12 protein-coding genes and 1 tRNA gene are annotated in these 13,135 nt (G+C 72.0%); 5 read left to right on the plus strand and 8 right to left on the minus strand.

The annotated features are described in order from the left end of the window. The first annotated feature begins 91 nt into the window (after window positions 1-91). The gene (locus tag ACWDZ7_RS14895; protein WP_451797152.1) at window positions 92-454 is read left to right on the plus strand and encodes an ANTAR domain-containing protein; all 363 of its coding nucleotides are present in this window, start codon (window positions 92-94) and stop codon (window positions 452-454) included. A gap of 300 nt (window positions 455-754) precedes the next feature. Here ACWDZ7_RS14895 and ACWDZ7_RS14900 read toward each other — a convergent pair whose 3' ends face one another. The 3 genes from ACWDZ7_RS14900 to ACWDZ7_RS14910 all read right to left on the minus strand — a co-directional run bounded on the left by ACWDZ7_RS14900 (window position 755) and on the right by ACWDZ7_RS14910 (window position 3,042). Further along, window positions 755-2,116: a cytochrome P450 gene (locus tag ACWDZ7_RS14900; protein ID WP_451797154.1), complete on the minus strand. Its 1,362-nt coding sequence runs from the start codon at window positions 2,114-2,116 to the stop codon at window positions 755-757. A gap of 331 nt (window positions 2,117-2,447) precedes the next feature. Further along, a tRNA-Arg gene (locus ACWDZ7_RS14905) sits at window positions 2,448-2,523 on the minus strand. A 105-nt stretch (window positions 2,524-2,628) separates the two neighbouring features. Beyond that, on the minus strand, window positions 2,629-3,042 hold the full coding sequence (locus ACWDZ7_RS14910) for an organic hydroperoxide resistance protein (protein ID WP_451517429.1): 414 nt from the start codon (window positions 3,040-3,042) through the stop codon (window positions 2,629-2,631). Window positions 3,043-3,202: 160 nt separating this feature from the next. On the opposite strand from ACWDZ7_RS14910, the gene ACWDZ7_RS14915 reads away from it, so the two are divergent. Both ACWDZ7_RS14915 and ACWDZ7_RS14920 read left to right on the plus strand, forming a co-directional pair. Beyond that, the gene (locus tag ACWDZ7_RS14915; RefSeq protein WP_451797156.1) at window positions 3,203-3,721 is read left to right on the plus strand and encodes a MarR family winged helix-turn-helix transcriptional regulator; all 519 of its coding nucleotides are present in this window, start codon (window positions 3,203-3,205) and stop codon (window positions 3,719-3,721) included. Between the two features lie 28 nt (window positions 3,722-3,749). Next, window positions 3,750-4,490, plus strand: coding sequence for a maleylpyruvate isomerase family mycothiol-dependent enzyme (locus ACWDZ7_RS14920; protein WP_451797158.1), 741 nt, complete (start codon window positions 3,750-3,752; stop codon window positions 4,488-4,490). 14 nt (window positions 4,491-4,504) lie between these two features. On the opposite strand, the gene ACWDZ7_RS14925 is transcribed toward ACWDZ7_RS14920, so the two are convergent. The 5 genes from ACWDZ7_RS14925 to ACWDZ7_RS14945 form a co-directional block, all read right to left on the minus strand. Continuing rightward, entirely contained in the window at window positions 4,505-4,750 is a 246-nt protein-coding gene (locus ACWDZ7_RS14925) for a phosphopantetheine-binding protein (protein ID WP_451797159.1), read from the minus strand. Window positions 4,751-4,767: 17 nt separating this feature from the next. Further along, the gene (locus tag ACWDZ7_RS14930) at window positions 4,768-5,496 is read right to left on the minus strand and encodes an isochorismatase family protein (RefSeq protein WP_451797161.1); all 729 of its coding nucleotides are present in this window, start codon (window positions 5,494-5,496) and stop codon (window positions 4,768-4,770) included. Between the two features lie 18 nt (window positions 5,497-5,514). Continuing rightward, window positions 5,515-7,158 (minus strand): (2,3-dihydroxybenzoyl)adenylate synthase, encoded by a 1,644-nt coding sequence (locus ACWDZ7_RS14935; protein ID WP_451797444.1) that lies wholly within the window; start codon window positions 7,156-7,158, stop codon window positions 5,515-5,517. Window positions 7,159-7,178: 20 nt separating this feature from the next. Continuing rightward, the gene (dhbC, locus tag ACWDZ7_RS14940; protein ID WP_451797163.1) at window positions 7,179-8,387 is read right to left on the minus strand and encodes an isochorismate synthase DhbC; all 1,209 of its coding nucleotides are present in this window, start codon (window positions 8,385-8,387) and stop codon (window positions 7,179-7,181) included. A 155-nt stretch (window positions 8,388-8,542) separates the two neighbouring features. After that, a complete protein-coding gene (locus ACWDZ7_RS14945; RefSeq protein ID WP_451797165.1) occupies window positions 8,543-9,358 on the minus strand; it encodes a 2,3-dihydro-2,3-dihydroxybenzoate dehydrogenase in 816 nt (271 codons plus the stop codon). 102 nt (window positions 9,359-9,460) lie between these two features. Between ACWDZ7_RS14945 and fhuB the strand changes: the two genes are divergently transcribed. Then, complete coding sequence (gene fhuB, locus ACWDZ7_RS14950) at window positions 9,461-11,785, plus strand: Fe(3+)-hydroxamate ABC transporter permease FhuB (RefSeq protein WP_451797166.1); 2,325 nt, start codon at window positions 9,461-9,463, stop codon at window positions 11,783-11,785. Between the two features lie 5 nt (window positions 11,786-11,790). Next, window positions 11,791-13,044 (plus strand): enterochelin esterase, encoded by a 1,254-nt coding sequence (fes, locus tag ACWDZ7_RS14955; RefSeq protein ID WP_451797167.1) that lies wholly within the window; start codon window positions 11,791-11,793, stop codon window positions 13,042-13,044. The last annotated feature ends 91 nt before the right edge of the window (window positions 13,045-13,135 follow it).

A 13,135-nucleotide genomic window follows, 5' to 3' on the forward strand; every position in this document is an offset into this window, starting at 1 on the left:
AGGACGTGAAGAGAGGACGTGAAGGAACCGTGGTGCCCGCCGAACGCACCATGGCATTCTGGCGCTGGCCCCCCTAGCCCCCGGAGGCGATGTGACGTCACCAGACGTGGATCCGGTAGGACGACCGGACGAGCCGGAGAACCCGGCCAAGCAAGGCGAGAAGGTCGTCGAGCTGCAACGCAAGGTCAGCCAGTTGGAGCAGGCTGTCGAATCCCACGCCACGGTGGACCAGGCGATCGGCATCGTCGTCGCGGTGGGCAGGCTGACCCCGGACCAGGGCTGGACGGTGCTCAGGGAGACCTCGCAGCACACCAACATCAAGCTGAGCCGCGTCGCGGACCTGATAGTCACCTGGGGCTGCGCCGGCGACCTGCCGGAAGAGGTCCGCAGAGCGTTGGACGCGAGCTTGTCCCGGGCTCGGGCGACGTCCGAGTGCACGGAGCCGTCGGCGTAACGGGACGGGACGGGCAGGTGGAGGGAAGGACAGTTCAGTTCAAGGGGCTGAAAGGGCAGCTCTCCACGCTGCCTTTCCAACGAGGAGAGCCTGGCGCGGAAGGCACCCGGGCGCCTCCTGCGCGTGACACCCCGAGTACCCGTGCCGCCCCCGCCGAACCGTCCGGAACGCGGCTATTCGGGGCGCTTCTTCTCGATGGACGGAGAGTAACTGGCGGGTCCCTTGACTGTGGCGTTACGTATATGACGCCTGGGAGGCCTGTACTCATCGCTGGACGACGAGAAAGAACCACGGCCTACGTCACAGCCCGGCTCCCCGCTGGGTGACGACCATACGAATGTCGTCGTCGGCCCAGAGGACGAACCGCTCGACCGGCGTCACCACGTGCCCCGGCGCGGGCGTGAACCGGAACCGCTTGAGCAGTACGGCAAGCACCAGCTGGGCCTCCACCATGGCCAGACCGGCCCCCTCACAGCTGCGCGGCCCGATCCCGAAGGGTACGTAGGCGAGTCTCGGCCGCTTGGCCACTTCTTCCGGGGCGAACCGCTCGGGCCGGAAGACCCCGGGCTCGGGCCAGTGGAGGGAATTCATATGGATGGCCCAGAAGGGATAGAAGACAGCAGTCCCACCCGGAACCGCGTACTCGTACCCATCCCCCCGAAGGACAAGAGCCTCGGTGGTCTCCCGCGCACCGTACGGCCCGGGCGGGAAGAGCCGCATCGACTCCTTGAGGACCATGTCCAGATAGGTGAGTCGCCGCAGATCGGCGAAGTCGGGCACCGCACGGTCACCGAGCACGCGATCGAGCTCGCCGGCGACGCGCTCGGCCGCTTCGGGGTGCAGCCCCAGCAGATGAAGGGTCCAAGAGACGGCGACCCCGGTGGTGTGATGAGCGGCCAGCATCGTCACCATGACGGTGTCGCGAATCCGGGCGGGCCGCTCGCCGGCCTCGACGAGCGCGCCGATCAGATCGCTCCGGTCGGTGCGCCCGAGGGAACGATGAGCGGCGATCACGCGGTCGACGGTGGCACGCAAATAACCAAGGGCGTCGGCGGCCGGCTCCCCCCGCCCCTCCCCAGGTGTCCGATGGGGCCGCCCCAGATACTCGGTGAGCACCTCCTCGAACGCGGCGGTGACCCGATCCGGATCCACGATGTCGGAGCCGACGCCCCCAAGCGCGTACTCACAGATCATGCGCAACGACAGCGAGGTCAGATCCTTCTGCAACGCGACGGCCCCGCGTCCGGCCTGCTCGGCCCCGAGACCGGCCTGCTCGGCCCACCGATCGGCGAGCTCGACCACCAGCGCGCTGAACGGCAAGAAGTGCCGCTCGTGCGACGGCCGCCCGGCCAGCACGGACAGCAACAACCGCCGCCAGGGCCCATGTTCATCGGCGTCCAACACCTGCAAGTTCCCGGCTTCGCACAGAGGCGCCAGAAACTCGAAAAGCCGCGCGGGCCGCTTGTCGACATGGGCGGTGGCCTCCAACAGCACAGGATCGGCAACCGACACGACATCCCCGGCCCCGGGAAGCTGAAACCGCACGACGGGCCCGTACCGCTCATGCAGCCGTAACTGGTAAAGATGCAGCCCACCCGCCGCGGCAACGGCCCCTACCCCACCGTCGTCCTGCCACTCGGGCCCAGGAATACGCGTACGCATGGCTGTACCTCCTCGCTCGGGGGGCAGGCGCTCCAGCCCACCATGACAGGGGCGGCAGACGTCCGCCGGACGGGATGTGGTGTACGACCACCGCGGCCCCCGCAAGTCCGACCAGGACGGCCCGGCATGACCGCCGCCTGGCGCGCACTCGCCCATGCGGCATCCTGGAAGCCCATGCTGAGCAGGATGCGCGCCGGGTCAGACCCGGTTATCCCCATCGACTCCGGTAATGAGGCAGCGCGAGGCTGTCCCAAGGCGTAGCCAGAGTGCACAAGACGAAGGCCCAGGGCCGGATTCAGCATCCGTGACCTGGGCCTTAGCCGTTCTGACCTGGTGCCCCCGGCAGGATTCGAACCTGCGACACCCGCTTTAGGAGAGCGGTGCTCTATCCCCTGAGCTACGAAGGCCGGGCATGGTGGCGCGAGTCCGGACGGACCGCGGCACCGCCGTCAGTGTAGCGGGTGGTCGTTTCGGGGTCGGGGGGTTGTTCGGAGGGGGGCTCTGGCGTGGGGTTACTCGATGACCAGTTCCACCGGGATGTTGCCCCGCGTCGCCTTCGAGTAGGGGCAGAACTCGTGGGTCTTCTTCAGGAGGTCCTCGCCCGCGGGGCCCTGCAAGTGGTCGGGGAGTTCCGCGCGCATGACCACGGCGAGGCCGAAGCCTCCGTCGGTGTCCTTGCCGATGCTGACCTCGGCGGTCACCGAGACGTCCGAGACGTCGATCTTCTCCTGGCGCGCGATGTTGCCCATCGCGCTGGCGAAGCAGGCCGCGTAGCCCGCGGCGAAGAGCTGCTCGGGGTTGGTGCCCTTGCCGTTGCCTCCGAGGGCGGCGGGGAAGCCGAGGGGGAGGTCGATCTGGCCGTCGGAGCTGACGGCGCGGCCTTCTCGGCCGTTGGCGGTGGCCACAGCGGTGTACAGCGCGTCCATGGGGTCTCCTCTTCCTGTCCGGTCTTGTCCGGTCCTGTCCTCTGTGCGGTTGCCAGCCGGTGGCTGCTGGAGCGCCGCCTGCCGTCCAGTATGAGTAGAGCACGCTATTTAGTTGTGGGCAACTTAATTGGGTGCGGCGGGGTCGTTGTAGTGTGAGGGTATGGAGAACGACGCGAACTACGGGGCTCTGAGCGGTGTGCCCCGTGACGAGGACGACGACTTTCTGCGGCTTGATTCTCAGATCTGCTTCTCGTTGCACGCCGCCGCCCGCGCCTTCAACGGGGTCTACCGTGCCGCGCTCAAGGACCTGGGGCTCACCTATCCCCAGTACCTCGTGATGCTCGTACTCTGGGAGCACGGCGAACTGCCCGTCAAGAAGATCGGGGAGCGGCTGCGGCTGGACTCCGGGACGTTGTCGCCGCTGCTCAAGCGGCTGGAGGCCGCCGGGCACGTGGAGCGGCGGCGGAGTGTCGAGGATGAGCGGTCCGTCGGGGTGCGGCTCACCGGGCAGGGGGCGGCGCTGCGGGAGAGGGCTCTTGCCGTGCCTCGTGCCATTGCCACGTCCACCGGGCTCTCGCTGGACGAGGTGCGGGATCTGCGGGCCCGGCTCAACGCGTTGACCGCCGCGCTCGACGGGGCCGAGGCCGGAGAAGGGGGCGTGAGGGACTGTGTCCGTTGATGTTGGCGTTCACGTTCACCGGAGTGCCGTGGCGGCCGAGAGCGAACGGTTCGTGGCCCTTCTGGAAGGGGCGGATCTCTCCGCCCCCGTGCCCGCGTGTCCGGGGTGGACCCTGCTTGACCTTGTGCGGCATATCGGAAGCGTGCAGCGGTGGTTCTGTGTGCTTCTGCGGGAGCGTGTGCGGGAGCCGCCCAGGACGCGGGCGGTGGAGTTGGAGCTGCCGGAGTCCCACGACGCGTACGCCGCTTGGCTCGCCGCCAGTGCGGACCTCGCCGCGCGCGCCTTCGCCGAGGTCGATCCCGACGCCCCCATGTGGGTCTGGGGCGCCGACCCGCACGCCCGGTTCTGGGTGCGGCGCATGCTGTACGAGACGCTCGTGCACCGCACCGACGCGGAGGCCGCCCTCGGGGTGCCGACCGTGATCGACCCGGCGTTGGCCGCCGACGGCGTGGACGAGTTCCTCGTCAACCTGCCCTTCGCCACGCCGTATGCCCCCGGAGTCGCCCAGTTGCGCGGCCAGGGTGAAGTCATTCGCTTTCGGGCTACTGACGTTGGTCAGGAATGGCTCGTTCAGCTGCGCGCCGATGGGTTCGGCCTCGTCGAGCGAGGGCAGCCGGACGCGGACGCCTCGGTGGACGCCTCCGTACACGCTCGCGCCGCCGATCTGCTTCTGCTCATCTATGGGCGGCTCGCGTGGGACTCCGGTGCCTACGAAGTCGGCGGCGACGCGGGGCTGCTTGGCCGGTGGTTCGGCAACTCCGCCTTCTGACACCGCCTTCCGGGCTACGCCCCCCGCGTCAGTACCGGCACCCACTTCTCCAGCGCCGGCTCCTCCGCCAGGTCCGCGAAGGACGCCGTCACGCCGTGGTCGCGGCGCCAGCGGCCGAGCAGGGTCATGAGGCGTACGGAGTCGAGACCGTAGTCGACGAGGTTCTCGTCGGCCGGGATGTCCGCGGGGTCCTCGCCGAGGACGTCGGCCACGTCCGCGCGCAGCTGGTCGAGGGTCAGAGGGGGAGGGGTTGTGGTCATGGTCGTGGTCCCTGCCTTCACGCTTCGGTGGTGGTGGTGGTGACGGCGGCGGTGGTGGCGGTAGGGGCCGTGGTGCCGCCGAGGTCGGGCGTCGTTCCCGCGCGGCCCGCGTGGCCTCCGTCTCCGAAGACCGCCCCCGTCGTCGTGACCACCGCGCACCTGCCCGCCGCCCAGCGCAGCGCCATCGCGTGGTCGTCCGCCGAGAAGTCGGCCACCGCGTCGGCGACCACGAACGCCTGGATGTCCCGCATCCACGCGTCGCACGCCGTCATCAGGACGCCGATGTGGGCGTAGATCCCGGTGATGACCAGCTGGTCGCGGCCCTGTTCGCGCAGCCGTTCCAGGAGGTCCGTGCGGACGAAGCCGCTGTACTTCCACTTGGTGAGGACCGTCTCGGGGGGCGCCGGGCCGATCTCCGGGGCGATCGCCGCCGCCTGCGCGTCGTCCGGCAGGCCCGGACCCCAGAAGTCCTGCTGGAGGCCGCGCTCCTCGGGGGTCTGGCCGCCGGGCTGCGCGGTGTGCAGGACCGGTACGCCGAGCCGGTCGGCCTGTCGCTTCAAGCCGGCCACGTTCGCGAGGAGTTCCGGCACGGGCGAGGCGTCGCGGTCGTACGCCGACAGGAAGTAGTTCTGCAGGTCGTGGACGAGGAGCACGGCGCGGGACGGGTCGACCTTCCAGTCGACGCGGTTGGCGGGCAGCTCGTCGCCCGACGGCATCGGGTACGGGGTGATGGCGGGGAGGGCCATGGTGGTGAGTAGTTCCGTTCAGGCTTGCGTGGGCGGGGTGGGAGTGGTGGACCCCGTGGGGACAGGCTGCGCCGACGCCGCCGCCCGTAGGTCCTTCTTGGAGATCTTTCCTACGCCCGTCTGAGGGAAGGCGTCCACGAACTCCACACGGTCCGGCACCTTGTACGCCGCCAGGCCCCGCCCCCGTACGAACTTCTTGACCGCGACCGGCTTCAGCGGCTCGGCGTCGGCGCGCAGGATGACGTACGCGCACGTGCGCTCGCCCAGGTAGGGGTCGGGCTCGGCGACGACGTTCGCGTCGTGCACGGACGGGTGGGCGAGGATGTGGTTCTCGACCTCCTCGGCCGCGATCTTCTCGCCGCCGCGGTTGATCTGGTCCTTCGCGCGGCCCTCGACGACCAGGTGGCCGGTCTCGGTGAGGCGGACCACGTCGCCGGTGCGGTAGAAGCCGTCGGCGGTGAAGGAGCGGGCGTTGTGCTCGGGCGCCTTCCAGTACCCGCGGATCGTGTACGGGCCGCGGGTCAGCAGGTGGCCGGTCGCGCCCGCGGGCAGGTCGTTGTCCTCGTCGTCGACGATCCGGATCTCGTCGTCGGGGGAGATCGGGCGGCCCTGCGTGGTCACGATCGTCTCGTCGGGGTCGTCCAGGCGCGTGTAGTTGACGAGGCCCTCCGCCATGCCGAAGACCTGCTGGAGCGTACAGCCCAGCGCGGGCCGCACGCGGCGCGCCGCCTCCTCGCTGAACTTCGCGCCGCCGACCAGGAGCACCTCCAGGCTGGACAGGTCGTACGTCGATGAAGGCGCCGCCTCCGTCCAGACCAGGGCGAGCGGCGGGACGAGGCCCGTGATGGTGACGCCCTCGGACTCGATGAGCGGGAAGGCGGCCTCGGGGCTCGGCTGCGGGCAGAGGACGACGCGGGCGCCCGCGTGGAGCGCGCCGAGCGAACCGGGCGAGGAGAGCGGGAAGTTGTGGGCCGCGGGGAGGGCGACCAGATACACGGAGTCCGCGTCGACCGCGCACAGCTCGTTGGAGCCGCGCAGCGAGTAGATGTAGTCGTCGTGCGTGCGGGGGATCAGTTTCGGTACGCCCGTCGAGCCGCCGGAGAGCTGGAGGAACGCCAGGTCGGAGGAGGCGGGCGGGTCTGGGACGGTCACCGGGTCGACGGGTACGTCGGACAGGGCCTCGAAGGCGCCCGGGTCGCCGGCGGCCACGAAGACGTGCCGCAGGGTCGGGACGTCCGCGAGGACCTTCGCCGCCAGGTCGCGGTAGTCGAAGCCGCCGTGCTCGGCGGGGATGACGTACGCGGCGGCCTCGGTGAACTCGCAGAAGTAGCGGATCTCCGTCTCGCGGTGCGCGGGCAGCGCGAAGACCGGCAGCGCGCCGATCCGGAACAGCGCGAAGACGGTCTCGAAGAACTCCGCGATGTTGGGGAGTTGGACGACGACCTTGTCGCCCTTGGCGATGCCCCGGGCGAGCAGGCCCGCGGCCAGGCGGTCGGCCCGGTGGTCCAGTTCACCGTAGGTCCAGCGGCGGTCCCCGGCGGGGTCGACGATCGCGATCCGGTCGGGGTGTTCGGCCGCGCGGTCGCGCAGCATCCCGCCGAAGGTCTCGCCGCGCCACCAGCCCGCGGCGCGGTAGCGGGCGGCGAACTCCTCGGGCCACATCGGGGCTTCCAGGGCGGCGCTCACAGCTCCGCCCCCACCGCGTTCAGGAACGTACGGAACTTCGCGCCCGTCTCCGCGGTCTCCGCCGCCGGGTCCGAGGCGGCGACGACGCCCGCGCCCGCGTACAGCCGCAGGGAGCGCTCCTCGGCCTCGGCGCAGCGGATCGTCACGACCCACTCGCCGTCGCCGTTGGCGTCGCCCCAGCCGATCATGCCGGTGAAGAAACCGCGGTCGAACGGCTCCGTCCCGCGGATCACCTCGCGCGCCGTGGCCGTGGGGGTGCCGCAGACCGCGGGGGTGGGGTGCAGCGCGCAGGCCAGTTCGAGGGCGGACGCGTCGGGGGACGCGAGGGTGCCGGTGACCGTGGTGGACAGGTGCCACATGGTCGCCGTGCGGATGAGGGTGGGGCGGGCCGGGACGGTCAGGTCCGTGCAGAAGGAGGCGAGCGCCTGGTGCACGGCGTCGACCACGACCGCGTGCTCGTGCAGGTCCTTGGCGGACTCCAGGAGCGCGGCGGCGCGGCGCACGTCCTCGGCGAGGTCGTCGCTGCGGGGCGTCGAACCGGCGAGGGGGTTGGCGACGACCTGGCGGCCCCGGCGCGATACGAGCAGCTCGGGGCTGGCGCCGATCAGGGTGCGGCCGGGGGCCGTCGGCAGCGCGAAGGTGTAGCCGGAGGGGTCGCGGCGGGCCAGGCGCTGGAGCATCAACGGGATGTTCAGCGGGGCGGGCGCGGTCAGTTCGAGGGTGCGGGCGAGGACGACCTTGCTGAAGTCGCCGCGCCACATCCGCTCGACGGCGGCGGCCACTCCGGCGCCGTACTCCTCGGGGGCCGGTACCGGGCGGATCCGCCAGTCGGTGGCGTCCGGTGTCTCGGCGGGCAGCGCGATCAGCGGGTCCGCGGTCAACGGCGGCGCGGTGCGCAGCGCTTCGGGGACGGCGAGGGCGGCGGGCGCGGTGTGGTCGAAGGGGACGGCGCCGACGACGTACGGCTTGGTGATCCCGGACCGGCGGGCGTCGGCCAGGGTGGCGGCGACGCGCTGCGGCAGGGGTCTCTCGTCGTGCGGGACGTGGGCGTGGACGCCGCCCTCGGTGAGCAGGGTGCGGGTCGGCGTCGCGAGGAAGCGTTCGCCGGGCGTGTAGGCGTCGAGGAGGGCGGTGGCCGCTCCTACGGCGGGGTGGGCCTGCTCGGCCGTCGTGACGTGCGTGGCGACTTCGGGTGCCGTCGACACGGGGGGCTCCATTTCTTGGGGGCGGTGACCCCTGGTTGCTGGGCGGCTCGGCGGGGCCGGGTGTTCCTACGGGGGGGGCCATAACGCGGGGCGCACGGGTGGGAGGGTGGGAAAGCATCCGCCGCGAAGCGGCGGGCCAGTACACCGCGCGAAGCTCAGCGCAGCGTCGCGCCCCCGTCCACATAAAGCTCCTGCAAGGTCACATGCCGAGCCCGGTCCGAGGCGAGGAAGAGCACCGCTTCCGCGATGTCCTGAGGGGCCGCGATCCGCCCGAGAGGGATACCCGTGCGGTACGTCGCCGGGTCACCGTCGATGACGCTGAGCGGCACCTCCGCCTGCCCCTCGGGCCACAGGGCCCGCTGCATCGCCGTATCCGTGGAGCCCGGCGCGACGACGTTGCAGCGCACCCCGCTGCGGGCGATCTCAAGCCCGAGGCACTTGGTGAACATCGTGGCCGCCGCCTTGGAAGCGGCGTACGCGGCCATGCCGGTCCGGGGGATCCCGGCGGCGTTGGAGGCGACGGTGACGATGCAGCCGGAGCCGCGCGCCGTCATGTGGGAGGCGGCGGCGCGCGAGGTGTGGAAGACGCCGGTGGTGTTCACGGCGAAGGTGTCGGCCCAGTCGGCGTCGGTCAGTTCGGCGACGGGCGCGGCGCGCAGGATGCCCGCGACGTTCACGAGGAGGTCGAGGGCGCCGTACTCGCGTACGACGTCGTCGATGACGGCGGTGACGGCGGCGGGGTCCGTGACGTCCATGACGCGCGGCGTGACCGTGCCGGCCGAGCCCCGGGAGGCGGCGGCCAGTTCGTCGACGCCGTGCGCCGAGCGGTCGGTGGCGACGACGTGCGCGCCGCGGGCGGCGAGCGCGGTGGCGACCGCGGCGCCGATGCCCTGGCCCGCGCCGGTCACCAGAGCCGTACGCCCGGCGAACTCGCCCTCGGCGTGCGACTCGTACGGTATGTGCTCAGGCATGTGTGAGCGACCTCCCCCTGCTTTTTAGGTAAGCCTAACCTAACGTATAACTACTGCCCAGAGGTCGCAACGCCGTCGACATAGTTAGGCTAGCCTCACCTTATGCGCATGCCGACCGTGGGCACCACACCGCGAGCACCTCAACCATCCGAAGCGCCGGGCGACTTGGCCGAAAAGGACGCCCCCGGACCGGTCATCGACGGCCCCGGACCGGTCAACCACGGCCCAGGACAGGCGCCCGAGCGCCGCGCCGCGCGCCGCACCGTCGGTCTCGCCATCGCCGGATTCACCCTCGCCCTGCTGCTGCTCGCGGTCCTCTCACTCTGCGTCGGCGCGGGCGAGGTCGGCCCGGGCGGAGTCCTCGACTACCTCCTGAACCGGGGCGGCGCGCGCGGCGATTCACGCCTCGATCTCGTCGTCGGCGACCTGCGTATCCCGCGTACGCTCACCGCGCTGCTCGTCGGCGGCGCCCTCGGCGTCGCCGGGTGCCTGCTGCAGGCGGTCACCCGCAACCCGCTCGCCGAGACCGGCCTGCTCGGCGTCAACGCCGGTGCCTCACTGGGTGTCGTCGCGGGCATCGCGCTGCTCGGATTCGATTCCGGTTACGCCTATCTGGTCTGCGCGTTCGTGGGCGCCGTGGTCGCGAGCGGGCTTGTGCTGCTCATCGCGGGACGCAAGGGCGGCGGCTCTCCCATGCGGCTCGTCCTCGCCGGATCGGCGCTCGGCGCCACTTTCGGCGGGCTCACCAGCGTCATCGTCGTCAACTCCGCGGAGACCTACGACAAGTTCCGCTTCTGGGTGCTCGGCTCGCTCGCCGGAGTCGAGGGGTACGGCGAGCTCGGGCGGCTCGCGCCGGTCCTCGCGGCCGGGTTTCTGGTGGCGCTGCTGGTCGCCCGGCCGCTGTCCGCCCTCGCCCTCGGCGACGACCTCGCCCGCAGCCTCGGCCACCGGCCGCCCCTGATCCGTACCGTCGTCGCCGTCGCCGTCACCCTGCTCACGGCCGCCGCCGTCGCGCTCGCCGGACCCATCTCCTTCCTCGGCCTGCTCGCCGGCTTCCTCGCCCGCGCCATCGCGGGCACCCGTCTGCCCGCCCGGCTCCTCCTCGCGGGCCTCGTCGGCGCCTGCGTCCTGACCGTCTCGGACGTCGCGGCCCGCGTCGTCTCGCGCCCGTACGAGGCGCCGGTCTCCGTCATCGTGGCGCTGATCGGCGCCCCCGTACTGATCCTCATCGTCCGCTCCAAGCAGCTCGCCACGATGGGCATGACGGAACCGGCGACGGAGGAGGCCGCTCCGTCCAAGTCCCGCCGGCTGCTGGGCCTGCGCCTCCCGAAGCGCGCCACCCCGCGACTGCCGAAGAAGCGCACCCTCCGAACCCCAGCCCCCCGCCTCCGCCCCGCCGACACCTACGTCCTGCGCCGCGGCCCCCTCTCCTTCCTCGTCACCCGCCGCGCGACCCTCGCCTCGCTGCTGCTCGCCGCGCTGCTCCTGGTCGCCGTCGTGTTCTCCGCGTACGCCGGGCAGAGCGACATGGGCGTCAGCCGCACCTTCCGCGCCGTCTTCGGCTACGGCGACCACTTCGACGTACTCCTCGTACAGAAGTTCCGCCTCGGCCGCATCGTCGCCGGGCTCACCGCGGGCGCCGCTCTCGGCCTCGCCGGGTGCCTGACCCAGACCCTCGCCCGCAACCGCCTCGCCACCCCCGAACTCCTCGGCGTCAACGACGGCGCCACGGCCGCGGTCCTGATCTCCGTCACCTTCAGCGCCTCCGGGTCCTTCGGCGCCTGGTGGGCGGGCCCGATCGGCGCGCTCGTCGCGGTCGTCGTCGTCACGCTCGTCTCCGGCGGGCTCGGGCAGCGCGGCTACCGCGTGCTCGTCGTCGGCCTCGCCATGTCCGCGCTCGCCTCCGCCGCCACGCAGGTCGTCCTCTCGCGCCGCTCCCTCAACTCGGCCAGCTCGCTGTACGTATGGACCTCCGGGAGCCTCAACGGCCGCGGCTACTCCGTCGCCGTCCCCGTCCTCATCGGCCTGGCCGTCCTCGTCCCGCTCGCCCTCGCCGTCGCCCGCCACCTGGGCGTACTCCGCTTCGACGACGACACCGCCGCGTCGCTCGGCTCCAACGCCGGGCGCACCCGCCTGATCTGCCTCCTCCTCGCCGTCGCCCTCGCCGGCCTCGCGGTCGGCATCTGCGGGCCCGTCGGCTTCGTCGCCCTCGCCTCGCCCGTCATCGCCTCCCGCCTCGCGGGCCCGCTGCGGGTGCCGCTGGTCGGCTCGATGCTGACCGGCGCGGCCCTCGTGGTCGTCGCCGACACGCTCGGCCGCATCGCCTTCGACGGTTCGGAGCTGCCGGTCGGCATCGTCACGACGGTCCTCGGCGGGCCGTTCCTGCTGTGGGTGCTGCTCGGCCGCTCGGCGGCGACGCGCGTCTGAGCCGTATGAGCCCCCGAACTCCGAGAGAGGTCCCCGCTGTGCTGCGCAGTCCCCTGCTTCGTACGCTCCTCCAGGCCGTACGAGCCCGCATACCCGGCGCCGAACGGGACTTCTGGAACCGGATCGAGACCACGGGGGCGCCCCTCGTCGAACCGGACCCGGCAGGCGACCCGGCGTACCGCCTCGTCACTTTCCTCTGGCGGGACGACTCCGCGCACTCCGCGCACCCCGCGCACCCCGCCACGGACGTCCTCGCCCTGCTCCACACCGTCACTGACAAGGACCGCCACGCGGGCGACCTCACCCCGCACCTCATGGAGCGGCTGCCCGGCACGGACGTCTGGGCGCTCGGCCACCGGCTGCGGGCCGACCACCGGGCCTCGTACCAGTTCTACGTCGCCCACGGCACCCGGCAGGACACCCTCCGCACCGACCGCGAGGCGTGGCTGCGTGTCCTCGACGAGGCCGTGCCGGACCCGCTCAACGGAGACCCGCGGCTGCCCGCCCGCGACGGCCGCAGTCCCGCCTCCGTGATGTCGCTCCCGGACGCGCCGCCCCAGCCGTACGTGAACCGCCGTGCCAAGGCGGCCGGGAAGTCCGTCGAGGCCGAGGTGGACGGCAGGCGCGTCACCCTCCACCTGCCGCAGGAGCCGCCCCGCGCTCTGGCGGTACTCCTGGACGGCGAGATGTGGGGCCCGGTCCTGCGCGTCGGCGACACGCTCGACGCGCTGCACGCCGAGGGTGCCGTGCCGCCCACGGCCGCGGTCCTCGTCGACACGATGGGCCGGCGCATGGAGGATCTGAGCTGTAGCGGCGACTTCGTGGACTGGCTGGCGGACGTGCTGCTGCCGTGGGCGGCGACCGCGTACGACGTGACCGCGCCCCCGGAACGCACGCTCATCGCAGGCCAGAGCGCGGGCGGCCTCACGGCGGCGTACGCGGCCCACCGCCGCCCGGACCGCTTCGGCCGCGCGCTCAGCCAGTCGGGCTCCTTCTGGTGGCCCGACGAGAACGCCCCGGACGGCGCGGGCCCGGAGTGGCTCACTCGCCAGTACGCCCGGACCCCGCACCGCCCGGTCCGCCTCCACCTGGAGGTGGGCGCCCAGGAGTGGATGCTCCTCGCCGAAAACCGCCGCCTGCGCAACGTCCTGCGGGCCCGCGGCTACGACGTCACGTACGAGGAGTTCAACGGCGGCCACGATTACGCCTGCTGGCGGGGCGGCCTGGCGGCGGGGCTGGCGAAGTTGCTGGGGGGCTGATCTCGCGGGTGGGGGGGCTGTTCTCCCCGGTGGGGGCTGACTCGCGCCTGGGCGGTGGCCGACTCTCGTCCGGGCGGGGGCTGATCTCTCC

This window comes from Streptomyces sp. NPDC003032, assembly GCF_053591415.1.

Coding starts and splice junctions, on each gene's coding strand:
- ACWDZ7_RS14925 (WP_451797159.1), bottom strand. CDS start 4,750: ATGACCACAACCCCTCCCCCTCTGACCCTCGACCAGCTGCGCGCGGAC.
- fes (WP_451797167.1), top strand. CDS start 11,791: ATGAGCCCCCGAACTCCGAGAGAGGTCCCCGCTGTGCTGCGCAGTCCC.
- fhuB (WP_451797166.1), top strand. CDS start 9,461: ATGCGCATGCCGACCGTGGGCACCACACCGCGAGCACCTCAACCATCC.
- ACWDZ7_RS14900 (WP_451797154.1), bottom strand. CDS start 2,116: ATGCGTACGCGTATTCCTGGGCCCGAGTGGCAGGACGACGGTGGGGTA.
- ACWDZ7_RS14945 (WP_451797165.1), bottom strand. CDS start 9,358: ATGCCTGAGCACATACCGTACGAGTCGCACGCCGAGGGCGAGTTCGCC.
- ACWDZ7_RS14915 (WP_451797156.1), top strand. CDS start 3,203: ATGGAGAACGACGCGAACTACGGGGCTCTGAGCGGTGTGCCCCGTGAC.
- ACWDZ7_RS14910 (WP_451517429.1), bottom strand. CDS start 3,042: ATGGACGCGCTGTACACCGCTGTGGCCACCGCCAACGGCCGAGAAGGC.
- ACWDZ7_RS14930 (WP_451797161.1), bottom strand. CDS start 5,496: ATGGCCCTCCCCGCCATCACCCCGTACCCGATGCCGTCGGGCGACGAG.
- ACWDZ7_RS14935 (WP_451797444.1), bottom strand. CDS start 7,158: ATGTGGCCCGAGGAGTTCGCCGCCCGCTACCGCGCCGCGGGCTGGTGG.